Annotated in this window: 25 protein-coding genes; 14 read left to right on the top strand and 11 right to left on the bottom strand. The window is 72.8% G+C overall.

Translation table 11 applies throughout. From position 1 onward, the window contains the following. The first annotated feature begins 14 nt into the window (after window positions 1-14). Window positions 15-1,235, top strand: coding sequence for a benzoate/H(+) symporter BenE family transporter (locus M8C11_RS20080; protein WP_252451951.1), 1,221 nt, complete (start codon window positions 15-17; stop codon window positions 1,233-1,235). Window positions 1,236-1,336: 101 nt separating this feature from the next. Here M8C11_RS20080 and M8C11_RS20075 read toward each other — a convergent pair whose 3' ends face one another. From M8C11_RS20075 to M8C11_RS20045, 7 genes are all read right to left on the bottom strand, one after another. Beyond that, complete coding sequence (locus M8C11_RS20075; protein WP_252451948.1) at window positions 1,337-3,241, bottom strand: EAL domain-containing protein; 1,905 nt, start codon at window positions 3,239-3,241, stop codon at window positions 1,337-1,339. Continuing rightward, window positions 3,228-3,851, bottom strand: a complete 624-nt coding sequence (locus M8C11_RS20070; RefSeq protein WP_252451945.1) for an RNA polymerase sigma factor — start codon at window positions 3,849-3,851, stop codon at window positions 3,228-3,230. Before M8C11_RS20070 ends, M8C11_RS20075 begins: the two co-directional genes overlap by 14 nt. Continuing rightward, the gene (locus M8C11_RS20065) at window positions 3,848-4,141 is read right to left on the bottom strand and encodes a hypothetical protein (protein ID WP_252451943.1); all 294 of its coding nucleotides are present in this window, start codon (window positions 4,139-4,141) and stop codon (window positions 3,848-3,850) included. Before M8C11_RS20065 ends, M8C11_RS20070 begins: the two co-directional genes overlap by 4 nt. 234 nt (window positions 4,142-4,375) lie before the next feature. Continuing rightward, window positions 4,376-4,741, bottom strand: coding sequence for a hypothetical protein (locus M8C11_RS20060; RefSeq protein ID WP_252451941.1), 366 nt, complete (start codon window positions 4,739-4,741; stop codon window positions 4,376-4,378). Between the two features lie 29 nt (window positions 4,742-4,770). After that, window positions 4,771-5,019: a hypothetical protein gene (locus tag M8C11_RS20055; protein WP_121684401.1), complete on the bottom strand. Its 249-nt coding sequence runs from the start codon at window positions 5,017-5,019 to the stop codon at window positions 4,771-4,773. Between the two features lie 78 nt (window positions 5,020-5,097). Beyond that, entirely contained in the window at window positions 5,098-5,568 is a 471-nt protein-coding gene (gene mscL / locus M8C11_RS20050) for a large conductance mechanosensitive channel protein MscL (RefSeq protein WP_252451939.1), read from the bottom strand. A 41-nt stretch (window positions 5,569-5,609) separates the two neighbouring features. Beyond that, window positions 5,610-6,293: a FadR/GntR family transcriptional regulator gene (locus tag M8C11_RS20045; protein ID WP_252451937.1), complete on the bottom strand. Its 684-nt coding sequence runs from the start codon at window positions 6,291-6,293 to the stop codon at window positions 5,610-5,612. 49 nt (window positions 6,294-6,342) lie between these two features. Between M8C11_RS20045 and M8C11_RS20040 the strand changes: the two genes are divergently transcribed. Next, window positions 6,343-7,611: an MFS transporter gene (locus M8C11_RS20040; RefSeq protein WP_252451935.1), complete on the top strand. Its 1,269-nt coding sequence runs from the start codon at window positions 6,343-6,345 to the stop codon at window positions 7,609-7,611. Between the two features lie 10 nt (window positions 7,612-7,621). On the opposite strand, the gene M8C11_RS20035 is transcribed toward M8C11_RS20040, so the two are convergent. Continuing rightward, window positions 7,622-7,978 (bottom strand): STAS domain-containing protein, encoded by a 357-nt coding sequence (locus tag M8C11_RS20035; protein ID WP_091414301.1) that lies wholly within the window; start codon window positions 7,976-7,978, stop codon window positions 7,622-7,624. 159 nt (window positions 7,979-8,137) lie between these two features. On the opposite strand from M8C11_RS20035, the gene M8C11_RS20030 reads away from it, so the two are divergent. The 10 genes from M8C11_RS20030 (at window position 8,138) to M8C11_RS19985 (ending at window position 17,199) form a co-directional block, all read left to right on the top strand. Beyond that, complete coding sequence (locus M8C11_RS20030) at window positions 8,138-8,998, top strand: STAS domain-containing protein (RefSeq protein ID WP_252451933.1); 861 nt, start codon at window positions 8,138-8,140, stop codon at window positions 8,996-8,998. Then, the gene (locus M8C11_RS20025) at window positions 8,998-9,408 is read left to right on the top strand and encodes an STAS domain-containing protein (protein ID WP_121684396.1); all 411 of its coding nucleotides are present in this window, start codon (window positions 8,998-9,000) and stop codon (window positions 9,406-9,408) included. The genes M8C11_RS20030 and M8C11_RS20025 overlap by 1 nt, the downstream gene beginning before the upstream one ends. Further along, a complete protein-coding gene (locus tag M8C11_RS20020) occupies window positions 9,405-9,824 on the top strand; it encodes an ATP-binding protein (protein WP_252451931.1) in 420 nt (139 codons plus the stop codon). Before M8C11_RS20025 ends, M8C11_RS20020 begins: the two co-directional genes overlap by 4 nt. Continuing rightward, the gene (locus tag M8C11_RS20015) at window positions 9,821-10,834 is read left to right on the top strand and encodes a SpoIIE family protein phosphatase (RefSeq protein ID WP_252452166.1); all 1,014 of its coding nucleotides are present in this window, start codon (window positions 9,821-9,823) and stop codon (window positions 10,832-10,834) included. Before M8C11_RS20020 ends, M8C11_RS20015 begins: the two co-directional genes overlap by 4 nt. Further along, window positions 10,831-12,177 (top strand): sensor histidine kinase, encoded by a 1,347-nt coding sequence (locus M8C11_RS20010; RefSeq protein ID WP_252451928.1) that lies wholly within the window; start codon window positions 10,831-10,833, stop codon window positions 12,175-12,177. The genes M8C11_RS20015 and M8C11_RS20010 overlap by 4 nt, the downstream gene beginning before the upstream one ends. 2 nt (window positions 12,178-12,179) lie before the next feature. Then, window positions 12,180-13,718 (top strand): SpoIIE family protein phosphatase, encoded by a 1,539-nt coding sequence (locus tag M8C11_RS20005; RefSeq protein WP_252451925.1) that lies wholly within the window; start codon window positions 12,180-12,182, stop codon window positions 13,716-13,718. Between the two features lie 98 nt (window positions 13,719-13,816). Continuing rightward, window positions 13,817-14,383: a TIGR03086 family metal-binding protein gene (locus M8C11_RS20000; protein ID WP_252451923.1), complete on the top strand. Its 567-nt coding sequence runs from the start codon at window positions 13,817-13,819 to the stop codon at window positions 14,381-14,383. Between the two features lie 73 nt (window positions 14,384-14,456). Continuing rightward, the gene (locus tag M8C11_RS19995; RefSeq protein ID WP_120572135.1) at window positions 14,457-14,993 is read left to right on the top strand and encodes a PadR family transcriptional regulator; all 537 of its coding nucleotides are present in this window, start codon (window positions 14,457-14,459) and stop codon (window positions 14,991-14,993) included. Beyond that, window positions 14,990-15,691: an ABC transporter ATP-binding protein gene (locus tag M8C11_RS19990; protein WP_091414312.1), complete on the top strand. Its 702-nt coding sequence runs from the start codon at window positions 14,990-14,992 to the stop codon at window positions 15,689-15,691. The genes M8C11_RS19995 and M8C11_RS19990 overlap by 4 nt, the downstream gene beginning before the upstream one ends. Next, window positions 15,688-17,199: an FtsX-like permease family protein gene (locus tag M8C11_RS19985; protein ID WP_252451921.1), complete on the top strand. Its 1,512-nt coding sequence runs from the start codon at window positions 15,688-15,690 to the stop codon at window positions 17,197-17,199. The genes M8C11_RS19990 and M8C11_RS19985 overlap by 4 nt, the downstream gene beginning before the upstream one ends. 4 nt (window positions 17,200-17,203) lie before the next feature. Here M8C11_RS19985 and M8C11_RS19980 read toward each other — a convergent pair whose 3' ends face one another. Together M8C11_RS19980 and M8C11_RS19975 are read right to left on the bottom strand one after the other, a co-directional pair. Continuing rightward, entirely contained in the window at window positions 17,204-17,344 is a 141-nt protein-coding gene (locus tag M8C11_RS19980; protein WP_252451919.1) for a hypothetical protein, read from the bottom strand. A gap of 15 nt (window positions 17,345-17,359) precedes the next feature. Then, on the bottom strand, window positions 17,360-19,453 hold the full coding sequence (locus M8C11_RS19975) for a S9 family peptidase (protein ID WP_252451917.1): 2,094 nt from the start codon (window positions 19,451-19,453) through the stop codon (window positions 17,360-17,362). 100 nt (window positions 19,454-19,553) lie between these two features. Here M8C11_RS19975 and M8C11_RS19970 point away from each other — a divergent pair, with 100 nt between their 5' ends. Beyond that, the gene (locus M8C11_RS19970; RefSeq protein WP_252451915.1) at window positions 19,554-21,206 is read left to right on the top strand and encodes an FAD-binding oxidoreductase; all 1,653 of its coding nucleotides are present in this window, start codon (window positions 19,554-19,556) and stop codon (window positions 21,204-21,206) included. 344 nt (window positions 21,207-21,550) lie between these two features. Here the strand turns inward: M8C11_RS19970 and M8C11_RS19965 are convergent, their stop codons facing one another. Beyond that, window positions 21,551-23,611, bottom strand: coding sequence for a SpoIIE family protein phosphatase (locus M8C11_RS19965; RefSeq protein ID WP_252451913.1), 2,061 nt, complete (start codon window positions 23,609-23,611; stop codon window positions 21,551-21,553). A gap of 170 nt (window positions 23,612-23,781) precedes the next feature. Here M8C11_RS19965 and M8C11_RS19960 point away from each other — a divergent pair. Continuing rightward, the coding region (locus M8C11_RS19960) for a HAMP domain-containing protein (RefSeq protein WP_252451911.1) at window positions 23,782-25,798 on the top strand (2,017 nt) is incomplete at its 3' end.

The following is a 25,798-nucleotide window of genomic DNA, read 5'->3' as shown; positions in this document are numbered from 1 at the left end:
CGGAGGAGGAGAGCATGGGCGGTCGGCTCCAACCCGTCCTGGCCGGTGTGGTGACCGCCCTGGTCGGCTTCGCCAGCTCGTTCACAGTCGTCCTGGCCGGGCTGCGCGCGGTCGGCGCCGAACCGGAGCAGGCCGCCTCCGGCCTGCTCGCGCTCTGCGTCGCCAGCGGCGCCTGCGCGGTCTGGCTCGGCCTGCGGCACCGGCTGCCGCTGTCGATCGCCTGGTCCACGCCGGGCGCGGCGCTGCTCGTGGCCACCGGGCCGGTCGCCGGCGGCTGGCCCGCGGCGGTCGGCGCCTTCCTGCTCGCCGGGCTGCTGATCATCGCGGCCGGGCTGATCCCCGCGCTCGGCCGCGCGGTCGCCGCCATCCCCACCCCGATCGCCTCCGCCATGCTCGCCGGGGTGCTGCTGCCGCTGTGTACGGCGCCGGTACGCGCCCTGGTCGAGGTGCCCTTGCTGGCCGGGCCGGTGGTGCTGGTCTGGCTGCTGCTGCACCGGTTCGCCCGTCGGTGGGCGGTGCCGGGCGCGCTCGCCGTGGCGGTGGTCGCGATCGCGCTGACCACCTCCGGGCCGGCCCGGCTGGACGCCGCACCGGTCGTCGCGTTCACCGCGCCGGCCTGGACGCTGCCCGCCGTCGTCGGGCTCGCGCTGCCGCTGTTCCTGGTCACCATGGCCGCGCAGAACGTGCCCGGCACCGCGGTGCTCGCCGGGTACGGCTACCGGGCCCCGCTCGGCTCGGCGCTGCGGGTGACCGGACTCGCCACCGCGCTCGGCGCCCCGGCGGGCGGGCACGCGGTGAACCTGGCCGCGATCACCGCCGCCCTGGCCGCCGGCCCGGACGCCCACCCGGACCCGGAACGGCGCTGGATCGCCTCGGTCACCGCCGGGATCGGCCTGGCCCTGCTCGGCCTGGGCGCCGGCGTGGCCACCGCCCTGGTGCTGCTCTCCCCACCGGTGCTGGTCGAGGCCGTCGCCGGGCTCGCCCTGCTCGGCGCGCTCGCCGGAGCCGTCACGGCGGCGGTCGCCCAGCCGGACGCGCGGGAGGCGGCAGTGGTGACGTTCGTGGTCACCGCCTCCGGGGTGAGCCTGCTCGGGGTGGGCGGCGCGTTCTGGGGACTGGTCGCGGGCTGGCTCATGCTGCTGCTGTTCCGCCGCGGGACCGCACCTCCGCCGGTCGAGCCGGTCGAGCCCGCCGAGCCGGAATCCGCCCCGTCGGTTCCCGCCCGCTCAGGGTGACAACTGTTAGCGTGACGTACGCAGGAGGCCCGCGAGGGTTCCCGCAACCGCCTCAGGGCCCGCTCTCACGCGGGCCCTTTGTGCCTTACTCACCGGGTTGCTCAGCCCATCGCTGTCTGCTGAGGCGGAAACCGCAGTTCGAGTTCGACCGTCTGAACATTCTCCTGACTCACTGTTATCGGTGCCGGCCGCCCGATGTGGTAGCCCTGGGCGAAGTCGACCTCGGCCGCGCGCAGAAGGTCCATCGTCTCCTTGTCCTGGACGTACTCGGCGGCGACACGGATGCCGAGCGTGTGACACAGTTCGACAAGCGCCGACACCACAGCCTGGTCTGCCGGGGATCGGCAGAGGTCGACGATGAACGCTCCGTCTATTTTGACGAGGTCCACCGGCAGGTACTTCAGTTGGGCGAGAGCGCCGTAGCCGGTGCCGAAGTCGTCGAGCGCGAGGTGGCACCCGATTTCTCTGATTCCCGTGGCGAAGGTCAGGGCCTCGTTCCGATTCTCGATCAGCGCGGTTTCGGTGATTTCGAATGTCAGGCACTCCGGCTTGACGCTGTGCCGATTGATCGCCTCGGTCACGAAGGTGAGCAACCCCGGGTCGGCGAGCGATTTTCCGGAGACGTTCACCTGATAGTGGGAGGTCTGAGCTCCGCGGCCGATCAGTTCCAGAGCATGATCGATGACCCATTTGTCGACGGACAGGATCTCACCCACACGCTCGGCCATGTCGAGGAAGGCCCACGGCGCGACCGGCTCGCCGGTGTCACTCCGTACCCGCAGCAGAATCTCGTGACGGGCGATCTGGTTGAGTGCGAGATCGATGATGGGCTGGGCGTACAGGGCGAAACGGTTGGTCGAGACAGCACCGAGAATCCGCGAACGGCAGCGCTCCGTCCGCTCCCTCTCGGCGGCCGGATGCTCCAGGACCTTGACGTCGGTCGCGCTCCGGCGTGCGTCGCGGGCCGCGTGCTCGCCGTCGATGAGAAGGTCGAAGCCGGTGTCCGGGATGTCGCTGCCGAAATGGACCACACCGGCTGAGATGTTGAGCCGCAGTGGCTTCTGGCGGACGCTGAAGAGATGATTCCGGAACTTGCCGACGATCCGCGCGGCCAGGCTCTCCGCCGTCCCCGCTTGCTCCTGTCGGGCGAGTAGTAAGCCCCACGAGCCGGAGCCCACCAGGCCGCTGGTCACGTCATGCCCCACGACTGTGCGCAGGGTCCGGGCGATGTCAGCCGTCAGTTGGTCCCGGTCCTCGTCGGTGAGCGCGTCAGGCATGCGGGTGGCGGGCTCGGTCGTGACGACGATCAGGGCGCCGCCGGTCGTGCGACGAGCCCTGTCGACCTCGTCGATGACATAGCCGCGGGTCTGTAGTCCGGTGAGCACGTCCCGTACGGCCAGATCGGCGCCGAGCATCTGACGGCGGGTGGCGAGCCGACGCTGCTCCTGGCGGGCGAGCTCGAGCGCGGTGACGTCCTCGCCCGTGGCGATGACGCCGACCGGCCGGCCCACGTCGGTCAGGATCTCGAGGTGGCAGGACACGTGGCGGATGCTGCCTCCGGGCTGGACCACCCGGAAGCCGATCTCGTCGGGACGGCTCTGCTCCCACGCCGTCCTCACCGCGGCGAGGACACGCTCGACATCAGCAGGGTGGACGAGGTCGAAGAGCGTCCGCGGGGTGAGGCGGAGCGTTCCGGGCGCGTGGCCGACGATCATCGCCATCTCGTCGGACCAGGAGAGCCGCTCGGAATGCTCCGTCTGGCCGGCGCCGACCAGCCAGGTGACCGTGCCCCGCTTCGCGAGCTGGGCGGCGCGCGCCACCCGGGTGGCCTCGTCGGCGTCCCACGTCAGCGGGTCGACGAGGTCGGCATCCACGATGATCTTGTAGCCCTCGGTCTGGGAGAGGTCGTACTGGCTCTGCACGGTCCGTGCGACACGGCGGGCGCGGGCGAGTTCGAGAGGGCTGGGCCTGGTCTCGGCCAGCGTCAGGATGTCATCGAGGTCCACGGCCCGCCCCCTGACGCCGGTCGCGCTCCGAACGGGTGAAGCCTGCCTCCTCGGCCAGTTCGCCCAGCCTCTTCTTGGCGGCGGTCTTGTAGGAGCGGACACTGTTCTCGGTCAGCCCGAGAATGCTTGCGATCTCCTGGTTGGAGAAGCCCTCCCGCGACATCTGGAACACTTCGGCGTGCCGTGCCGGTAGCTGGTGCAGCCAGCCTCGCAGCGTCTCCTGCGCCTCCCACGCGTCCGCGATGTCCGAGTGGGACGACGGTGGCAGGTCTTCCGGCGCCATCGCGGCTTCCCGCTGGCGCCGATCGTGATCCTTCAGCATCTTGAAGCGGGCCGTGCTGATGATCCAGCCGGCCGGTTTGACGTGCTCGCGAAGCTTGGGCCACTCGACTCGGCCGTGCAGATACGCTTCCTGGAGGGCGTCATCCACCGCTTGACGGTCTCGGCACGTCGCCCTGAGGATCCGTTCGACCCGGTAGTAGGAGCCCTCGGCGAATTCGGCGAACTCCCGGTCGTGGAGGGCTTTCAGGCGGGCTGCCTCCGCCTCGCGCAGAGCGTCGCTGTCGGCGGGACCCGGTGTCAGCGCGGCCGTGCCCTTGATGTCGGTCACGCCGCCTCCTCGACGGCCCCGGGCTTCGGCGCGCTACGTCCGCCCAGCTCGACCTCTCGATGCCCGTCGCGGTCGCGTTCCACGATCCGCACGACGTCATGGTCGGCCTCCGCGAGCCGAATCAGCCATGTCACCCGGGCTGTGGTGCGTGTCGTCGCCTCGCGTTCCTCGTTCATCCGGGCCCGGTATGCCACATAGGCTCGCACCAGACCGGCGACCACTCCGGCGACTGCTGTAGCCACTGCCACCACCTGGTATCCGGTGAGCGGTTCCGCCAGCGCTTCGTTCATCGTTCCCCCTCGGCCCCCTTGGTTCGCCAATAACTATCCGTGGCGGAGGGTCGATGTAGATACGTGAGCACGCGCAATGTTTTTGAAGATCAATGATCAAGGCATTTATCTGCCATTGGAGCGCAAAGTCATGCCATTGAGACTCTGTGCAAGCGGATTGGCGAGCGCCTTTCGGGGCAACTTGCATTGATCATTCATTACCGTGAGTGATAAATGCATCACCTCTACCGGGTGTCACTCCTCGGCGGGTAGCTCCGTGACCGGGACGGTGAGGCGTACTGCGCCGTCGCTCACCGCGGCGATCCGGCCGGCCGGCACGTAGACGGCGCCGGTGCGGACCAGCTCGGTGGAGACCTTGAGGTAGCCGTCGCGCAGCAGCCGGGCCGCCAGGTCGGCCGGTACGTCCGGCTCCTCGGCCGCGGCCGACTCGATCAGCTCGTCCAGGCTGCTGCCCGGGTCGACCGGGGCGGGCGCCTGCACGGTCACCGCGGCCGGGTCGCCGCGCTGCACGAGATCGACAGTGCCCACCTCGACGCCTGCGGAGTCGACCACCCGCATGCCGGTGGTGATCCGGGAGACGGTGTCCTGCTGCTGGCTCATGCAGCAGCGGTTCCCGGGGCGCACGGGCGCTAAACGGAGGGGGCCCAGCCGCCCGGCGGGCGGGGGGACAGCTCGCGCCAGGTGTCGGTGCCGTCCAGCAGCGCCCGGATCGTCTCCTCGGCCTCCTCGACGCTGGCGTGCTCGTAGAACCGGGAGACCCCCTCGGCGCCGCCGGCCCGCTGCTCCACGTGCCAGCGGTCGCCGTCCACCCGGAGGAAGACGTCACGCCGGGCGAGCCGTCCCCATTTCCCGTTCCACCAGTGCCTACGCTGCTCCATGCCCGGACTCTATCGAACATGTGTTCGATACACGTCGGCCCCCGCGAGATCGTCGCGAGGGCCGATCGGCTATGGCGTTCAGCGCGGCGCGGGCGGCTCCTGCCGGCGGCCGAGCACGTCGTCCAGGGCGCTGCGCTGGCCGGGCGTGCCGTGGTTGCCGGCGAGCAGCGCGTCCCGGATCTCGGTGAGCAGCTTGACCTCCTCGCTCGGGGCGGAGGGCGGCGGCTCCTCGCCGCGCTTGCGGCGCTCGGCGAGCCGGTTCATCGGGTAGACGACGAGGAAGTACAGCGCCGCCGCGGTGAGCACGAACGTGATCGCCGCGTTGACGAAGGCCACCCAGTCGAACGGGATGCCCCGGAACTTGGGCGTCGAGCCGCTGAGCCCGTCCTTGTTGCCGGTGATCAACACGATGAACACGCGTACCAGCGGTTCCAGGAACGACTTGGTGAGCTGGGTCACCACGCCGGTGAACGCGGCGCCGATGACGACACCGACCGCCAGGTCGACGACGTTGCCGCGCATGATGAAGTCTTTGAAGCCCTTGAGCATCCGTACTCCCGTGCCCTGATGAGTCTGCGTCGGGGACAAACCTATGCCCCGGCGGGCCCTTCGAGAAAAGCACCGGCCTCGATCGCCGCCCGCTGCGGGTCGCCGGCCCGGATCGCCTCGACCAGCCGACTGTGATCCACGTACCGCTCGGGGGTCAGCGCCTCGCCCATCGCCTGGGCCACCGTGCTGCGCAGCGCCGCGCCGACCGAGGCGTACAGCTCGGCGAGCATGGCGTTGTGCGCGGCGGCCACCACGACCGTGTGCAGCGCGGCGTCCGCCTCGACGAACTCGCCCACCCGGCCGCCGCCCCACGCGGCCTCGCGGGCCGCGAGCGCGCCGTCGAGCGCCGCCAGATCCTCGGGGGTACGCCTCAGCGCGGCGAGCCGGGCGGCCTCCACCTCGAACGCGCGCCGGACCTCGATCACCTCGGTCATCCGGTCGTCGGTGAGCCGGCGGGCCACCACCGGCGCCAGCTCGTCGGTCGACACCACGTAGGTGCCGGAGCCCTGCCGGCACTCCAGCACCCCGGCGTGCGCGAGCGCCCGGACCGCCTCGCGGACCGTGTTCCGCCCCACGCCGAGCGCGGCGACCAGTTGCGGCTCGGTGGGGATGCGCCCGCCCACCGGCCACTCGCCGTCGAGGATCCGTTCCCGGAGCTGCTCGATCGTCTGCCGGACCCGATGACCGCGCGGAGGCACGGCGACGGAATCCCGGGCGGGTGTCACCGGTTACACCTCGTGCCGAAATTCATCCCATGATTGTAGGTTCGAGGTCATGACTCCGCCACCTGCGCCCGCCGCGACAGTGCCCGCACCGGGCGTCACCGCCGCGCCGGGCCGATCCCCGGCGGCCGGCCCGGTCCGGGGCGGCCTGCTCGTCCTGGCCGGGATGCTGCTCGTCGCGCTGAACCTGCGGGCCGCGGTGACCAGCCTCGGCGCGCTGCTCGACGAGATCCGGGTCGGGCTGGGCCTCTCCGGCGCGATGGCCGGCCTGGTCACCACGCTGCCCACCATCGCGTTCGCCGGGCTGGGCGCGCTCACCCCCTGGCTGGTCCGCCGCTGGGCCGCGCCCCGGGTGCTGGTGCTGGCGATGCTGGCGCTCACCGTCGGGCAGGTGCTGCGCGCGGTCACCGGCTCGGCCGCGATCTTCGTGCTCACCAGCGCGCTCGCGCTCGCCGGCATCGCGGTGGCGAACATCCTGCTGCCGATGCTCGTCAAGCAGCACTTCCCACACCGCACCGGACTGGTCACCGGGGCGTACACGATGGCCCTGACCGTGGGCACGACGGTGGCCGCGGGTGCCGCCGTGCCGATCGCGCACGCGTTCGGCTCCTGGCGGGCCGGACTCGGCATCTGGGCCGGGCTGGCCGCGCTGGCCGTACTCCCGTGGGTGCCGCTGGCGCTGCGGGCCCGCGCCGCGCGACGGGCCGCGCCCCCGGCGGTGGCGGTCGCCGCCCCGGCGCGGGTGCAGCCGGGGCGGACCCGGCTCGGCTGGGCCATGGCGGTCTACTTCGGGGCGCAGTCGCTCAGCGGGTACGCGATCATGGGCTGGCTGGCCCAGCTCTTCCGGGACGCCGGATACCGGCCGGAAGCGGCCGGGCTGCTGCTCGCCGGCGTGACCGCGCTGGGCGTGCCGGTGGCGCTGATGATGCCGGCGCTCGCCGGCCGGCTCGCCACGCTCCGGCCGCTGGTGCTGTCACTGACCGTGTTCTCCGCCGCCGCGTACACCGGTCTGGCGCTGGCCCCGCACGGCCTGGCGCCGCTGTGGGTGCTGCTGCTGGCGCTCGGCCAGGGCGCGTTCCCGCTCATCCTGACCACGATCGGGCTGCGCGCCCGGACCGCCGAGGGGACCGTGGCGCTGTCCGCGTTCGCGCAGAGCACCGGGTACGTGATTGCGGCGCTCGGGCCGCTGCTGGTGGGCATCCTCTACGAGGCGACCGGCGGCTGGACCGCCCCGATCGGTTTCCTGCTGGTGGCGCTGGCCGTGCAGACGGCGGCGGGCATGGTGATCGCTCGTCCCCGCTACATCGAGGACGAGCGCTGAGCCGGATCGGTCAGGAGGAGGCCGGGGTGGGGTCGCCCGCGACGGCCTGCTCCACGGTCGGGTACGTGTGCAGCACCTCGACCAGTCCGCTGACCTCGAGGATGCGCAGCACGCCGCGCTGCGGGGCGGCCAGCCGGACGACGCCGCCGGCCTCGTCGCAGTTGTTCTTCGCCCGGACGAACACGGACAGACCGGTGGAGTCGCAGAACGACACCTCGGCCAGGTCGAAGACCAGGCGGTTGCGCCCCTTGTCCAGCAGATCCGTGATCTGGTCCTGCAGCTGCGGTGCCGTGGCCATGTCCAGCTCGCCCGCGACCGACACGACGACCACGTCGCCGCGCTGTTCCGTGTGCACCGTCAAGGACATACGTCGACCTCCTGTGTTCGGGGAAACGGTATCCCACGACGGGCGCGCCGCGCAGAACGGGAGCCGTCACGGGTGCGGCCGATCATTCTTTGCTCCGCGACAAGTACCGCGTCAGCCTCCGGTGATAGAGTCCGCCCGTCCAAATCAGGGAGGTCAACCATGGCGTTGAGCGCCGAACAGGGTGATCGGCTCGCCCACCTGCTCACCGAGCACGCGGAGCGGTTGACCAGTCGCTGGACCGAGATCGTCGCCGGTTCGCTGCGTGGTCGTCTGAGCCGCGCCGAGCTGGCTCGCCAGATGCAGGAGCTGCACCGCGCGCTGGTCGACGTCGGCCGGCACGGCGTCTCCGACCTGGCCGGCGAGCACGGCGGTGAGCTGCGCGCGGTGCTGTCCGAGCTGTCCACGAACCGGGCCCGGCAGGGGTTCTCCGCGACCGAGACCGCGATCAGCGTCTTCGCGTTGAAGGAAGCCCTGCTGGAGCTGATGGAGGAGGAGAAGGGTGACGGCACTCTGCGTGACTTCGTCGCCTACTCCGCGCTCATCGACCAGATGGGCCTGTTCACCTTCGAGACGTTCGTCCGGGCCCGGGAGAGCCTGATCGCCGACCAGGCGGAGCAGCTGCTGGAGCTCTCCACCCCGGTGGTCAAGCTCTGGGAGGGCGTGGTCGCCGTCCCGCTGGTCGGGACGCTGGACTCGGCCCGCGCCCAGGTGGTGATGGAGCGGCTGCTCCAGACGCTCGTCGACACCGGCTCGCCGTACGCGATCATCGACATCACCGGCGTGCCGGCGGTGGACACGCAGGTCGCGCAGCACATCCTCAAGACCGTGGTGGCCGCCCGGCTGATGGGCGCCGACTGCATCATCTCCGGCATCCGCCCGCAGATCGCCCAGACGATCGTGGCTCTCGGCATCGAGTTCGGCGACATCGCCACCAAGGCGAGCCTCGCCGACGCGCTGCGCCACGTGCTGCGCCTGACCGGCGTCGAGACCACCGCCCGCCGCGCGCGCCGGGAGTCCTGATGGAACGGGTGCCGATCCTCAAGATCGGCGACATCCTGCTGGTCTCCATCCAGGTCGACATGTCCGACCAGACGGCGATCCAGTTGCAGGAGGACCTGGCCGAGCGGATCGTCGCCACCGGCTGCCACGGCGTGATCATCGACATCACGGCGCTGGACATCGTCGACTCCTTCGTCGGCCGGATGCTGTCCACCATCGCGTCCATCTCGAAGGTGCTGGACGCCGAGACGGTGGTGGTCGGCATGCGCCCGGCCGTCGCCATCACGCTGGTCGAGCTGGGGCTGTCGCTCAACGGCATCCGTACCGCGCTGAACGTCGAGCGCGGCATGGAGCTGATCGCGGCCAGCCGCGCCGACGAGTGGGACGAGACGGCCGACGACGGGGACACCGAGACGACGGCGACGGCATGACCACGGGCGTCGACCTGGGTGTGCCGGCGACCCAGGCGATCCGCAGCGACGAGGACGTGGTGCGGGTCCGGCAGTTGGTGCGTACCACGGCCGTCGCGGCCCGGCTCTCCCTGGTCGACCAGACGAAGCTCGTCACCGCCGCCAGCGAGCTGGCCCGCAACACGCTGATCTACGGCGGTGGGGGCAGCGCCGAGGTGAGCACCGTGTCCGACGGCCGCCGCCGCGGCGTGCGGATCGTCTTCGCCGACGAGGGGCCGGGCATCCCCGACCTCGACCTGGCGCTCACCGACGGCTACACCACCGGTGGCGGGCTGGGTCTGGGACTGAGCGGCGCCCGCCGGCTCGTCGACGATTTCGACATCCGGACGGCTGTCGGCGAGGGGACGCGGATCACCGTCACCAAGTGGTCGCGATGACCGCCGACGTGGTGCCCGACCACGGCATCTGGTTCCGGGTCGACACCGGCGCGACCGCCGGCAGCGTACGCCGGGCGGCCGAGCGTCTCGGCCGGCAGCTCGAACTGAGCGCGTCGCGCGTCGCGGACCTGGCCATCGTCACCGCCGAGATCACCAGCAACCTGGTCAAGCACGCCCGCGAGGGCACGCTCCTGATGCGCCCGGCGCGCCGGGGCGGCCTGGCCGGGGTGGAGCTGGTGGCGATCGACTCCGGCCCCGGCATGGCCGACCTCACGCTCTCCTCCGTCGACGGCCACTCCACCGCCGGCACGCTCGGCATCGGGCTCGGCGCGATCGCCCGGCAGTCGAGCCGGTTCGACGGCTACTCGTCGCCGGGCCGGGGCACGGTCCTGGTCGTCCAGGTCTGGGACGCCGCACCGCCGGAGCCGGACTGGGCGGCCGGGCTGGCCCGGCCGATCACCGGCGAGCAGAGCAGCGGCGACGGCTACGCGGTCCGCCAGCTCGACGGCCGGCGGCAGGTGCTGGTCTCCGACGGGCTGGGCCACGGTCCGCTCGCCGCCGCCGCGACCGGTGCCGCCGTGTCCGCGTTCCGCTCGGCGCCGGACGGGCCGCCGGACGTCGTGGTGCGGCACCTGCACGCCGCCATCTCGCACACCCGGGGCGCCGCGCTCGCGGTGGCGGAGCCGGATCCGGCCGCCGGAGTGCTCCGCTACGCCGGGCTGGGCAACATCGCCGCGATGATCGTCGCGCCGGGCGAGCGGCGGCGCGGGCTGGTCTCGCTGCCGGGCATCGCCGGGCACCAGCGTCCGGTGATCCGCGGGTACGACTACCCCTTCTCGCGCGACGCCACCCTGGTCATGCACAGTGACGGGGTGGTGGATCGCTGGGATCTCGACGACTATCCCGGGCTGGCCGGGCGCAACCCGTTGCTGGCCGCCGCGACGCTGCTGCGCGACGCCGGCACCCGCCGCGACGACGCCTGCGTCCTGGTGGCCCGGGAGGCGGCATGAGCGAGCCGCTCCTGCACCTCGCGCTCCGGGTCGAGCAGGACATCTTCCTGGTCCGGCAGCGTGGCCGGGAGGTGGCCGCGGCGGTCGGGCTGGAACACCAGGACCAGGTACGGATCGCGACCGCGCTCAGCGAGGTGGCCCGGGAGCTGCTGCGCGGGGTCGACGGCGCGGACGTGATGTTCGCCCTCGACCGGGACGCCGTGGGCCGCCGGGTGCTCCAGGTCGACCTGTCACCGCTGCGTCCGCTGCCCGGCGGCCGGTACGAGCCGCAGTCCGGCGCCGTCGCGCGTCTGGTGGACACGTTGCGGGTCGTGGCCGTCGAGGGCGATACCGTCGTGAGGATGTCCAGACGGGTGCCCGACCACGCCGAGGAGCTGACGCCGGAACGCGCCGGCCGGCTCCGTGCCGAGCTGGCCGAGCGCGCTCCGGGCTCCGCGCTGGACGAGCTGGCGGCACAGAACTCCCAGCTCATCGCCGCCCTCGACGAGGTACGCAGTCAGCGCGACGAACTGGCCGTGCTCAACTCGGAGCTCCAGGAGACCAACCAGGGCGTGATGGCGCTCTACAACCAGCTCACCGAGGAGCTGGAGGAGACCAACCGGGGTGTGGTGGCGCTCTACGCCGAGCTGGAGGAGAAGTCCGCCCAGCTTCGCGCCGCGAGCGAGTCGAAGAGCCGGTTCCTGGCCAACGTCAGCCACGAGCTGCGCGCGCCGGTGACCGCGATCATCGGTCTGGCCCGGCTGCTGGCCGACTCCGCCTCCGACCCGCTCACCGGCGAGCAGGCCCGCCAGGTGGGGCTGATCCGGTCCTCGGCGGGCGACCTGCTGGGGCTGGTCAACGAGCTGCTCGACCTGGCCAAGGCGGAGTCGGGGCGGATCGAGCCGGACTGGTCCGAGGTCGACCTGCGCGCGGTGTTCGGGCAGCTGCGCGGCACGCTGCGGGCGCTCACCACGCGCTCCGAGGTGGAGCTGGTGGTCGAGGAGCCGCCCGCCCCGGCGACGCTCCGCTCGGACGAGGTGCTGCTCGCCCAGGTGCTGCGCAACCTGCTGCACAACGGCCTGAAGTTCACCGAGCGCGGCGAGGTCCGCCTGCGCGCCGAGCGCCGCGGCGAGCAGTGGACGCTGTCGGTCACCGACACCGGCGTGGGCATCCCGCCGGAGCTGCGCGAACGGGTCTTCGAGGAGTTCTACCAGGTGCCCGGCACGACCCGGGTCGGTGGCACCGGGCTCGGCCTGCCGTACGCGCGGCGGCTGATCACGCTGCTCGGCGGGACGCTGGAGCTGACCAGCGAACCCGGCCGGGGCAGCACGTTCACAGTGGTCCTCCCCGCGGGCGGAGCGTGACGGTGGACAGCGGGCCGGTGACCGTGCTTGTGGTCGACGACAGCGGCCCCAAGCGATACCTGCTGGTCAACTGGCTCACCCGGGCCGGCTTCGTCACCGTCGAGGCCGAGAACGGCACGGCGGCGCTGGACCGGGTGGCCCGGGAGCACGTCGACCTCGTGGTGCTCGACGTGCGGCTGCCCGACATGAGCGGCTTCGAGGTGTGCGAGCGGATCAAGGAGGAGTACCCGTACATCCCGGTCATCCACGTCTCCGCGCACGCGGTCGACGTGGTCGACCGGGCGCAGGGTCTCACCCGGGGCGCGGACGCCTACCTGACCGAGCCGATCGAGCCGGAGGAACTGGTCGCCACCGCCCACGCGGTGCTGCGCTACTACCAGGCCCGGCTGCGGGCCGAGCAGCTCGCCGAGCGGCTCGCCGCGCTCGCCGACGCCACTGTGGAGATGCACGCGACGCCGAACTTCGTCCGGCTGCTGGAGGCCGCCGCGAGCGGCGCGGCGCGGATCTTCAAGGCCCCGGCGGCGGTGGTCGCCGAGACGTTCGACGGGGACTGCCTGGCCGGGGTGGCGGCCGACCCGCACACGCCGGCCCGGATCGTGCCGTGGGTGGTGGACGACACCGGAGTGCCGATCGGCACCCGGGTACGGGTCGACGAGCCGGCCAACTGGGCGGTGGCGGGCTGGCCGGACGGCGACACCGTGACGGTGGCCGCGTCCCGGCTGCGCGAGGACCGGGCCCCGCTCTACGTGGTGGTGCCGACCGCCACCCAGACCGTACGCACGCCGGTGCTGGTGCAGCTCGCCCAGGCGGTCGCCTCGGCGGTGGAGGCGCAGCGGTCCTTCGACGAGGAGCACCGGATCGCGGTGACGTTGCAGCGCAGCCTGCTGCCGCAGCGGCTACCCGACGTGAACGGCCTGGACCTGGCCGTCCGGTACGAGCCGGCGAGCGCGCAGACCGAGGTGGGCGGCGACTTCTACGAGCTGGTGATGCTCGACGGGCACCTGCTGGTGGCGATCGGCGACGTGGCCGGGCACTCGCTGCACGCCGCCACGGTGATGGCCGAGCTGCGGCACGCGGTGCGGGCGTACGCGGTCGAGGGGCACCAGCCGGGCGTGATCCTGGACCGGGTCAACGAGCTGATGCGCACCCTGCTGCCGACCGAGCTGGCCACCATCTGTGTGCTGCTGCTCCACCCGCCGACCGGGCTGGTGCGGTTGGCCAGCGCCGGGCACCTGCCCGCGTTGCTGAGCCGGGACGGGCGGGTCGAGTTCGTGACGCAGTCCGCGCCGCTGCTCGGCGTGCGCGCGCCGCGCCCGCCGGACCTGGAGTTCGTGCTGCCGGCCGGGGCGACCCTCGTGCTCTACACCGACGGGCTGATCGAGCGGCGGGACGCCACGATCGACGACGGCATGGCGGCGCTCGGGGTGGCCGCCACCCGGGTCGACGACGACCTGGACGACTTCTGCCGGCGGCTGCTCGTCGAGCTGGCGCCGCCGGAGATCCAGGACGACGTCGCGGTGGTGGCGGTCCGCCGTCGCTGAGCGACCGGCGCGGTCGCCGGGGCGGCCGGCCGGTGCCGGAACCGGACCCCGCCGGTTCGTGTCCCGTTTCCTCGCGACAGTCCTCATAGGCTGGCCCGATGACTACGAAGACCAGTGAACTGCTCGCCGTCGCGGCGCCGCGTACGGCCGCGATGGTGCGCGGCATCTCCGACGACCAGCTCGTCCTGCCTACCCCCTGTCCCGACTACACCGTGCGCGACCTGCTCGGTCACCTGTTCGACGTGGTGGTCAACTTCCAGGCGCTGGCCCGCCGGGAGGAGGTCGACTGGTCCGGCAAGACCGATCACCTGACCGATGGCTGGCGGGACCGGTTCGCGACCGAGGCGGCCCGGCTGACCGAGGCGTGGTCCGATCCGTCCACGCAGGAGGGTGTCTCGCCGGGCATGGGACTGCCGCAGGAGACGGTCGGCCTGATGGCCCTGATCGACCTCACCATCCACGGATGGGATCTGGCGCGGGCCACCGGCCAGGATCTGACCGTGGACCGCGCGGTGGTGGCGGCGGGGCACGAGTTCATGGACCGGATGGGCGACACGGGGCAGAAGATGGGCGCGTTCGGCCCGCCGGTGCCCACCGACGCGGCACCGGACAGCATGGACGCGCTGCTCGGCCGGGCCGGGCGCGACCCGGCCTGGACCCGCTGAATCCGGACGGCCCGCGTGGTACGCCGCGCGGGCCGTTCTTGACACCGCTATTCACTCAGCGAATAGTAGGGCCGTGTCCACATCGCACGTCCTGCTCGGGCTGCTCGCCGCAGGCCCACGCCACGGCTACGAGCTGAAGCGCGCGCACGACGAGCGGCTGCCCCGCGCCCGTCCGCTCGCCTTCGGGCAGGTCTACGCGACACTGGCGCGTCTGTGCCGCGACGGCCTCGTGGCCACGGCCGGCCAGACCCGCGAGGGCGGCCCCGACCGCACCTCGTACGCGCTCACCGACGACGGGCGGGCGGCGCTGGACCACTGGCTCGGCACCGTCGAGCCGCCGATGCCGTACGTGGCCAGCACGCTCTTCGCGAAGGTGGTGGTCGCGCTCCTGGTGGCCGACGTCGACCAGGCCCGCGCCTACCTGATCGCGCAGCGGCAGGCGCACACGCAACGGCTGCGCGAACTGACCGCGCTCAAGACGGCCCCCGGCGCCCGCCTCGACGAGGTGGTCGCCGCCGACTTCGCCATCGCCCACCTCGACGCCGATCTCCGGTGGCTGCACACCACCCTGGACCGGGTCGCCGACTGGCACCGGGAGGTGCGCTCGTGACGTTCCTGCAAGCGCGCGGAGTCGTCCGCGCATACGGTCACACACCCGCGCTGCGGGGTGTGACGCTCGACGTGGCCGAAGGCGAGATCCTCGCGGTCACCGGCCCGAGCGGCTGTGGCAAGTCCACGCTGCTGCACTGCCTCGCCGGCATCCTGCGTCCCGACGCCGGTCAGGTGACCTGGCGCGGGGAACGGATCGACACGTGGTCGGAGGCGGCCCGCTCGCGGCTGCGCCGTACGGAATTCGGGGTGCTGTTCCAGTTCGGTCAGCTCGTCGCCGAGCTGACCGCCGCGGAGAACGTCGCACTTCCGCTGTTGCTCGCCGGCACGGGGCGGCGAGCGGCACGGACCGCGGCGCTGGCCTGGCTGGACCGGCTCGGCGTGGCCGACGTCGCCGACGCCCGGCCCGGTGAGATGTCCGGCGGGCAGCAGCAACGCTGCGCGATGTCCCGGGCGCTCGTCACCGAACCACGGGTGATCTTCGCCGACGAGCCGACCGGCGCGCTCGACACGCTGGCCGGCGAGCAGGTGCTCACCCAACTGGTCCGGCTGGCCCGCGAGCAGCGCACCACAGTCGTGCTGGTGACGCACGAGCCGCGCATCGCCGCGTACGCGGACCGGGAGGTGAGCCTGCGCGACGGCATGGTCGACCACACCGGGCTCGGGCTCGACCCGGCGCTGCCGGGCGGGTCACGGTGAGGCCGGGCACGCTGCTGCGACTCGTGCTGGCGGGCACCCGCACCGACATCGCACGGGTGGCGCTCACCGCGGTGAGCGCCGCGCTCGCGACACTGGCCGGGCTGGCCGCGCTGACAGTGCTGTCGGTGGTCAAGCCGCCCGGCCATGCCTGGACGCAGTCCGAGCAGTACACAAACGCCCTGCTCCGGGAACCCGGCCTGCGCCCCGGCGTCGCGCTCGCGTTGCTGCTGCTCTGCGTACCGGTGCTGGGGCTGGCCGGGCAGTGCGCCCGCCTCGGCGCGCCCGGCCGGGACCGGCGGCTGGCCGCGCTCCGGCTGGCCGGTGCCACCCCCGGGCAGGTCACCCGGGTCGCGGTCGCCGAGACCGGCGTGGTGAGCCTGATCGGCACCCTCGTCGGCCTGGCCGTCTTCCTGGCCGGACGCCGGCTGCTGCACCGGCCCGACGCGGACGGGCGGCTGCCGCTGCCCACCGACGTGCATCCGGCCCCGGTGGCGGTGGCCGCCGTCGTGCTCGGCCTGCCGCTGGCCGCCGCGCTGGTGAGCGCGTTGCTGCTGCGGCGGGTCGCCACCACCCCGTTCGGCGTCGTGCGCAGGGTCCGCACCCGGGCGCCCTGGCCGTGGCCGGGCGTGCTCATCCTCGCCGCACTGGCGATGTTCGCCGCGATCCGCCCGCTCCTGCTCTGGTACGAGCGGCGTGGCGTCGTGGCACCCGACTGGCTGGTGCCGACGCTGCTGGTCGTCGGCGGGCTGACCGCGATGATCGGCGTCGTCTCGGGCACCGGCTGGATCTCGTACCAGACCGGGCGGCTGCTGCACCGGCACGGACGCGGCCCGGCCGCCCTGCTCGCCGCCCGCCGGCTGGCCGCCGACCCGTGGGCCGGCAGCCGCACCTTCGCCGCGTTGCTGGCCGCGCTGATCTTCGGCGCCGGTGCCGCGGCGCTGCGCGCCGACTTCCAGGCCCAGGCCGAGGTGACCCGCCGCACCGGCTCCGGACTGGCCGACCCGGACTTCTTCCTCGGCGCGATGGACCTGGTCGACCTCGCGGTAGTGGTGGCGATGGCGATCGCCGGCGGTGGGCTGCTCGTGGCCGTGGTCGAGGGGATCACCAGCCGGCGACGGGCGTACGCGGCGCAGGTGGCGACCGGCGTACCACGCGCCACCATCGGCCGGTCACTGCTCTGGGCCGCGCTCGCCCCCGCCGTACCCGCGATCGGGCTCGCGCTGACGGTCGGCTACCTGCTGGTCCGGGGCGTCATGCCGGCACCGAGCAACGGTGGCTTCGCGCGAACGATCTGCGACGCCGGTACGGAGCTGTGCGGCGACCCGGCCACCGCGCCGCGGTACACCCGTATCGAATGGGTGCCGAAGACGACCGTCCCGCCGGACGTACCGTGGGATCAGCTGGCCTGGCTCGCGGTGGGCGGGCTGGCGGCGGTGCTGTGCACGGTCGTGGCCGGCCTGCTGTTCCTGCGCGCCGCGACCTCGGTGGAGGAACTGCGCAGCACCTGACCGGTCAGCGGCCGAGCAGGCCGGCGGAGCCGGCGACGGCCAGCCCGATCACCGTCGAACAGCAGCAGACCACGAGCGCACCGGCGACCACCACGAGGAGCAGCCAGGCCGGCGCACGCCGGCCCGGCTGCTCCTCGTCGCTCATCTGCTCCGGAACGGGTCAGGCCCGGCCGACGCGGTCGAGGATCCAGGCGTTCACGAACGCCTCCTCGCGCCAGGAGTCGTACCGGCCGCTCGGGCCGCCGTGGCCCGCGCCCATCTCGGTCTTGAGCAGGTAGTCGCCGGCCGGCGCGAGCGACCGCAGCCGGGCGATCCACTTGGCCGGCTCGTGGTAGAGCACGCGGGTGTCGTTGAGGCTGGTCACCGCCAGGATCGCCGGGTAGTCGGCGGTGGTGACGTTCTCGTACGGCGTGTACGACTTCATGTACGCGTAGACCTCGGGGTCGTCGAGCGGGTTGCCCCACTCCTCCCACTCCGTGACCGTCAACGGCAGCGACGGGTCGAGGATCGAGGTGAGCGCGTCCACGAACGGCACCTGCGCGACGATCCCGGCGAACGCGTCCGGGGCGAGGTTCGCCACCGCGCCCATCAGCAGGCCGCCGGCCGAGGCGCCCCGGGCGACCAGCCGGTCGCTCGCCGTCCAGCCCGCCTTCACCAGGTGCCGGGCGCAGGCCACGAAGTCGGTGAACGTGTTCTTCTTGGCCAGCAGCTTGCCCTCGTCGTACCAGCGACGGCCCAGCTCACCGCCGCCCCGGATGTGCGCCACCGCGAAGATGACGCCGCGGTCGAGCAGGCTCAGCCGGGCGATCGAGAACCACGGGTCCATGCTCGCCTCGTACGAGCCGTAGCCGTAGATGACGGCGGGCGCCGAGCCGTCGCGCGGGGTCTCGCGGCGGCAGACGAGCGAGATCGGTACGCGGGTGCCGTCGTCGGCGAGCGCCCAGTCGCGGTGCTGCTCGTAGTCGGCCGGGTCGTACGCGCGCCCGTCCGGCCCGGGACGGACCGGCTTCTGCCGGCGCAGCGTCAGCTCGCGGGTGACCAGGTCGTAGTCGTAGACCGAGTCCGGGGTGACGAGCGAGGTGTAGCGCAGACGGACCTCGTTCGTGCGGTACTCCGGGTTCGCGTCCAGCCCCACGCTGTAGATCGGCTCGGGGAAGTCGATGTCCCAGCTGTCGTCACTGCCCACCGGCAGCACCCGCAGGCCGGTCAGGCCGTTGGCGCGCAGCGACACCACGAGGTGGTTCTCGAACGCGTCGACCGCCTCCAGCCGAGTGCCCGGGGTGTGCGGGATCAGCGGCTCCCACTCGCCCGGCGCGTCCGCCGAGGTGTACGCCAGCGCGAAGTCCTCCGCGCCGTCGTTGTGCAGGATCAGGAAGCGGTGGCCGTGGTGCTCCACCGCGTACTCGATGCCCTGACGCCGCGGGGCCACGACGGCGGGCTCGCCGGTCGGGTTGGACGCCGGGATCACCCACACCTCGCTGGTGATCTTGCTGTGGATGTCGATGACCACGAAGCGCTCCGAGCGGGTCAGCTCGACACCGACCCAGAACCGCTCGTCGTCCTCCTGGTACACCACCACGTCCTCGGTGGACGCCGTGCCGACGGTGTGCCGCCAGACCCGGTTCGGCCGCCACGCCTCGTCCACGGTCACGTAGAACAGCGTGGACGCGTCGCTGGACCAGGCCGTGCCGTAGAACGTGTCCGGCACCTCGTCCGGCAGCGACTCGCCGGTGGTCAGATCCTTGATCCGCAGCGTGAACCGCTCGTCGCCGGAGAAGTCGGTGGAGTAGGCCAGCCAGCGCCCGTCCGGGCTGACGTCGAACGCGCCGAGCGAGAAGAAGTCGTGCCCCTCGGCGAGCTGGTTGCCGTCGAGCAGCACCTCCTCGCCGTCGAGCGGGGCGCCGTCCGCGCTGACCGGGGGCGCCGTCTCGCCCGGCCGGACCGCGCGCCGGCAGTGCACGCCGTACTGCTGACCCTCGACCGTGCGGGTGTAGTACCAGTAGCCGTCCTTGCGGGTCGGCACCGACAGGTCGGTCTCCTGGGTGCGCCGGCGCGTCTCCTCGAACAGCTCCGCGCGCAGCCCGGCCAGGTGGGCGGTGCGCGCCTCGGTGTACGCGTTCTCGGCGTCCAGGTACGCGATCGTGTCCGGGTCGTCCTTGGCGGCGAGCCAGGCGTACTCGTCGAGGACTGTGTCACCGTGATGGACGCGCTCGGTCGGGACGCGCTTGGCGACGGGCGGTGGGGTTTCGGTCACGGCGCCACGTTACCGGTCGCCGGGCCGCCGCCGGGCTCGCCCGCCGGCCGAATCCCGCGACTCGCCGCCAGGTCTTTCGAACATGTGTACGATAACCGCCATGGCGGATGCGGCACGTTCCATCGACCGACTCGAAGCCCTCGACATCACCCGGAAGCTGGCCGCGATCTGCGGTGACCCGTTCGCCCGCTTCGCCGGCCCGGCCGACGAGGTGGCCGGCCGTACCGCCCGATGGGTGGCCGTGCCGGGCGGCCCGCACGCCGCGGCGGAGGTGTTGCGGCTGGCCGCCGCGCACGACCTGACAGTGGTGCCCCGCGGCGCCGGCACGAAGATCGACTGGGGTGCCGCCCCGGCCCAGGTGGACATCATGCTCGACACCGGCCGCCTCGCCGGGGTCTGGCACGAGCCGCGCGACGCGGCGGTGGCCGAGATCGGCGCCGGCACGCCGCTGCGCGCGGTCCAGGCCACGCTCGCGCGCACCAACCGGCGGCTGCCGGTCGACGCGCCCTCGCCGGGTGCGACGCTCGGCGGGGTGCTCGCCGCCGACGAGTCCGGTCCGCTGCGTCACCGGCACGGCAGCCCGTGCGCCCAGCTCGTCGGGGTGCGCTACCTCGACGCCGACGGCGAGTTGGTGAGCGTCGGCGAGTCCGGCACGGAGGCGCTCGGCCGGGCCACCCCGGGCAGTGGCGGTGGCCGACCGGGCGGGCGCGGTCCGACGGGCGATGGTGGTGGCGGTGCCGGCTCCGGGCCTGCCGGTGCGGCGGACGGTCCCGGCTGGGGTGCCGGCGGTCTGGCGGACGGCCGCGGCTGGGATGCCGGAGATCTGGCGGGCGGTGTCCGCTGGCGTGTCGGAGATCCGGCGGCTGGTGCGGGCTGGGGTGCCGGCGGTCCGGCGGGCGGTGCCGGCGGAGATCCGGGTCGCGGTGGCGGGGACGCGATCCTCGGGCGGGGCGAGGTGCCCGGGCTCGACGTGGCCCGGCTGCTCTGCGGCTCGCAGGGCGGGCTCGGTGTGCTGGTCTCGGCCACCATGCGGGTGCACGCCGTGCCGGCCGGCCGGCTCTGGATCTCCCGCCCGGTGTGGACGCCGCTGGAGGTGCACGACCTGGTCCGGGCCGTACTGGCCGCGGGCGTCGATCCGGCCGCTGTCGAACTGGACCTGCCGGTGCCGGTGCCGCTGCCCCGGCGTCGTATCCCGGCTACGCACCCGTCGGTGATCAACCGTCCCGACCATCCCGCCGTGACCGGGCGCCCCGCGGCGGGCAGCCTGGTGGTGCTGCTGGAAGGCGGCCCGGCCGACGTGACCGAGCGGGCCGAACGGCTCACCGCCGTCCTCGGCTCCGAGGCGATGATCAGCCACCACGCGCCGGAATGGTGGGGGCGTTACCCGTTCGCGCCCGGCGACACCGCGCTGCGCATCGAGGTGCCGATCAACGACCTGCACGCCGCCGTCTACGCGTTGCGCGACGCCACCGGCAGCCCGGTGCCGGTACGCGGCTCGGCCGGCTCGGGCACCGTCCACGCCGCCCTTTCCGGCGCGCTGCCGCCCGAACGGGTCGCCTCGATCCTCACCGCGGTCCGCAGTGTGCTGATCGCCCGGCGGGGCCGGTGCGTCGTGGTGGCCGCGCCCGCGCCGGTACGCCGTGCCGTGGACCTCTGGGGCGAGCTGCCCACGTTGCCGCGCCTGCGCAGCGCCAAGGCCCACCTGGACCCACACCACCGCCTAGCCCCCGGCCGCCTCCCCGGAGGCCTCTGACCAGCCCTCACCCGCCTAGCGCCCTTTCCCGCCCCCACCCTCGATGCCACCCGCGTCTCCGCCTCTCGTCCCCGCCCTGCCTCTCCCCGGTGATCAAGGACTTTGCGTCAGATTTCGCGCCCCCGGAGAACACAAACTCCTTGATCACCGCCGAAGGGCGACCTGAAGCGCGACGGGAGCGACCTGAAGCGCGACGACGGGCACCCGAGGCGCCCCTGGCGTGCCGGAGTGGGTTGATCATGAAGTTGACGGGGAGGAAACGGGCGAATTGAGCGGCCAACTTCATGATCGACGGGGCGTCCCGCCCGGGCACGGGGCGTCCGCCCGGGTCGGGAGGGCGGGGGTTAGGGGGTGTCGTTTCGGAGGACCAGGATGGCTATGTCGTCGCGTGGGGGCTCGACCGAGAAGGCGATGGTGGCGGCGCGCAGCCGGGCGGCCACCACGTCGGCCGAGTACCCGGCCAGCGGCGCCGCCGACTCGCGCAGCCGGTCGGTGCCGAACAGCTCCCGTCCGCGCCGCCGCTCGGTGACCCCGTCGGTGTAGAAGATCAGCGCGTCGCCGGGCTTGAGCGTCAGCTCGGCGGTCGGCGTGGTGATCGTGTCGAGCAGGCCCAGCGCCGTACCGCCGGCCCCGACGAACGTCGCGCCGCCACCGCCGTGCAGCAGCACCGGGCGGTCGTGGCCGGCCAGGTGCAGCGAGACGTCGAGCTGGTCGCCGTCGCCGGGTGCGACGGCCGCCAGCGCCAGCGTGCAGTAGCGTCCGCCGCCGCGCTCGACGAGCGTCTCGTTGAGCCGGCCGAGCACCTCGGGCAGCGGCTTGCCGTCGCCGACGAGCACCCGGATCACGTCCCGGACCAGCCCGGTCACGGCGGCGGCCTGCACGCCCTTGCCGGATACGTCGCCGACCACCACGAGCCACCGGCCGTCCGGCAGCGGGAGCACGTCGTAGAAGTCGCCGCCGACCTCCGCGTCGTCGCCGGTCGGGACGTACTCGGCGGCGAAGCCGATGCTCTCGACCACCGGGAGGACCGGCGGCAGCAGCGACTGCTGGAGCGTCTGGGCGACCCGGCGGCGCTCGGCGTGGATGCGGGCGTTCTCGATGGCGAGGGCGGCGCGGCGGGCCACGTCCTCCAGCACCGACACCTCGTCCGGGTCGTGCCGCTGCCGCTGGTGCCGGCCCACGGCGAGGGTGCCGAGCCGCTGGCCACGGGCGATCAACGGTACGGCGAAGCCCTCCATCGGCCCGCCGAGCGGCACCTGGGCGGCGTTGCGGGACGCCTCGCGCAGCCGGGACTGGATCGAGTCGGGGCCGGTCTCCTGGAGGATCCGGTGCAGTTGCGGCAGCATCGCCTCGTCGGCGTGGCTGGACGCGGCGAGGCGCAGCCGGCCCCACTCGTCGGTGGTGTGCACGGCGCACCACTGGCCGAGCCGGGGCACCACGAGCTGCGGGACGAGCGCCATGGTCAGTTCGACGTCGAGCGACTGGGCGAGCAGTTCACTGGCCTCGGCCAGGAACGTCAGCCAGGTGGAGCGGCGTACGTCGGCGCGGCGCAGCCGGTCGTTCTCCAGGTGCAGCGACAGCCGTTCGGCGGCCAGTACGGCGAGTGGCCGGGCGTACGCCGAGGGCGCCGCGTCCAGCTCCAGCTCGCCGGAGTACGGGCGGTGCACCGCCAGCGGTACGCGCAGCAGTTCGTTGCCCTCGCGCGGTGGGCGGCCGTACCGGGCGAAGACCTGGGTGCCGAGTCCGTCGCCCCGGTCCAGCCGGACCGTGCCACCGGCGGCGCCCACCATCTCGGCGACCCGGGTCAGCAGCCCGGTGGCGAACTCGGGCAGCGGCTCGTCGGCGTACGCGTCGGGGGTGAGCTGCATCAGGTCGCTCATGGCTGCGGCGCTCGGCGTACCGTCGCCGTTCCGGTCCGGTTCGGCGACGCGCAGCGGGCCGGCCGACGGCCGGGCGGACCCGCCGGGGCCGGGCCGGTCCAGGCGGAACCAGACGCCCTTGCCGGTGGGCAGGTAGGTCGTGCCCCACCGGCTGGAGAAGTGGTCGACGAGCAGCAGCCCGCGCCCTCTGGTGGCCACCTCGGTGATGTCGGACGTGGTGTTGCGCACACCGACGATCAGCTCGTCGACCGGGCCGGAGGCGAAGTCGGTGACGGTCACGGTGAGGCCGGTGCGGTCGGTGTCGACCTCGATGTCCAGTTCGGTACGCGCGTGTTCGACGGCGTTGGTGGTCAGCTCGGTGGTGAGCAGCAGCGCCTCGTTCAGCAGTTCGGGCAGCCGCGCTTCGAGCAGCATGGTGCGCACCAGCGCGCGGGCCGCGGCGGGGGTGCGGCGGTCGGCGGGGAGGCGGACCCGGCGGACGCGCTCGTCCGCGCCGCCGCTGGCCGGCCCTGCCTCCGCTGACACCTTCGTATCCTCCACCGCGCCCACCCCGGGTGCCAAGCGTCCCGGCGAACCCACCACCCGGGTTGATACCGCACGTGACGCGCGATCACACGCGGTGACCTCGACGGATCGCGCGGCACAATGATGGGATGGCCCGTGTGACCGCACGAGCCCGAGCGGAGCGAGGAACGATGGCCACGGTGAATCAGTCGCTGACCGCGGACCCGTCCGCGTCCGACCACGAGGTGCTCCTCGGTGAACTGGTCGAGGCGTTGCGCCGGGTGGGGCGCGGTGATCTCCGGGTGCGCCTGCCCCGGCGGGCGGGTCTGCCCGGTGAGGTCGCCGACGCCTTCAACGACGTGGTGTCGTTGCAGGAACGGCAGCACCTGGACCTGCGGCGGATCAGCCGGATCGTCGGCCGCGACGGCCGGCTCACCGAGCGCCTGGACGACGAGGGCCTGGACGGCTCGTGGGCGGAGGGGCAGCGGGCGGTCAACTCGCTCATCGACGACCTGGGCCGCCCGACCACCGAGATCGCCCGGGTCATCGTGGCGGTGGCCGACGGCGACCTCTCCCAGCACATGGCGCTGGAGATCGACGGTCGTCCGCTGCGCGGTGAGTACCTGCGCATCGGCCGGACCGTGAACACGATGGTGGACCAGCTCTCGTCGTTCGCCGACGAGGTGACCCGGGTGGCCCGCGAGGTGGGCACCGAGGGCAAGCTGGGCGGCCAGGCCGACGTGCGCGGGGTGGCCGGCACCTGGAAGGACCTCACCGACTCGGTGAACACCATGGCGTCGAACCTCACCGGGCAGGTGCGGTCGATCTCCCAGGTGGCGACGGCCGTCGCGAAGGGCGACCTGTCGCAGAAGATCACGGTCGGGGCGCGCGGCGAGGTGGCCGAGCTGGCCGACACGATGAACTCGCTCACCGACACGCTGCGGCTGTTCGCCGAGCAGGTGACCCGGGTGGCCCGTGAGGTGGGCACCGAGGGCAAGCTGGGCGGCCAGGCCGAGGTGCCGGGCGTGGCGGGCACGTGGAAGGATCTGACCGACAACGTCAACTCGATGGCGTCGAACCTGACCGCGCAGGTGCGCAACATCGCCCAGGTGTCGACCGCTGTGGCGAAGGGTGACCTGTCGCAGAAGATCACGGTGGCCGCCCAGGGCGAGATCCTGGAGCTGAAGGACACCGTGAACACGATGGTGGACCAGCTCTCGTCGTTCGCCGACGAGGTGACGCGGGTGGCCCGTGAGGTGGGCATCGAGGGCAAGCTGGGCGGCCAGGCGCAGGTGCGCGGCGTCTCCGGCACCTGGCGCGACCTCACCGAGAACGTCAACCAGCTCGCCGGCAACCTGACCAGCCAGGTCCGCAACATCTCCCAGGTCTCCACGGCTGTCGCCAAGGGCGACCTGGGTCAGAAGATCACCGTGGACGCGCAGGGCGAGATCCTGGAGCTGAAGAACACGGTCAACACGATGGTGGACCAGCTCTCGTCGTTCGCCGACGAGGTGACGCGCGTGGCGCGCGAGGTGGGTACCGAGGGCAAGCTGGGTGGTCAGGCCCAGGTCAAGGGCGTCTCGGGTACGTGGCGTGACCTGACCGACAACGTGAACTCGATGGCGTCGAACCTGACCAGCCAGGTGCGGAACATCGCGTCGGTCACCACCGCGGTGGCGAAGGGTGACCTGTCGCAGAAGATCACTGTGGACGCCCGGGGCGAGATCCTGGAGCTGAAGTCCACTGTCAACACGATGGTGGACCAGCTCTCGTCGTTCGCCGACGAGGTGACGCGCGTGGCGCGCGAGGTGGGTACCGAGGGGAAGCTGGGCGGCCAGGCGCAGGTGCGCGGTGTCGCCGGCACCTGGCGCGACCTGACCGACAACGTGAACTCGATGGCGTCGAACCTGACCGCGCAGGTGCGGAACATCGCGCAGGTGTCGACCGCCGTCGCCAAGGGTGACCTGTCGCAGAAGATCACTGTGGACGCCCGGGGCGAGATCCTGGAGCTGAAGTCCACTGTCAACACGATGGTCGACCAGTTGTCGTCGTTCGCCGACGAGGTGACGCGGGTGGCGCGTGAGGTGGGTACCGAGGGCAAGCTGGGTGGTCAGGCCCAGGTCAAGGGCGTCTCGGGTACGTGGCGTGACCTCACCGAGAACGTCAACCAGCTCGCCTCGACCCTGACCAGCCAGGTGCGGAACATCG

It is taken from the genome of Micromonospora sp. CPM1 (assembly GCF_023896895.1).
Classification (GTDB): domain Bacteria; phylum Actinomycetota; class Actinomycetes; order Mycobacteriales; family Micromonosporaceae; genus Micromonospora; species Micromonospora tulbaghiae.
This window is presented reverse-complemented; position numbering and strand designations above follow the sequence as displayed.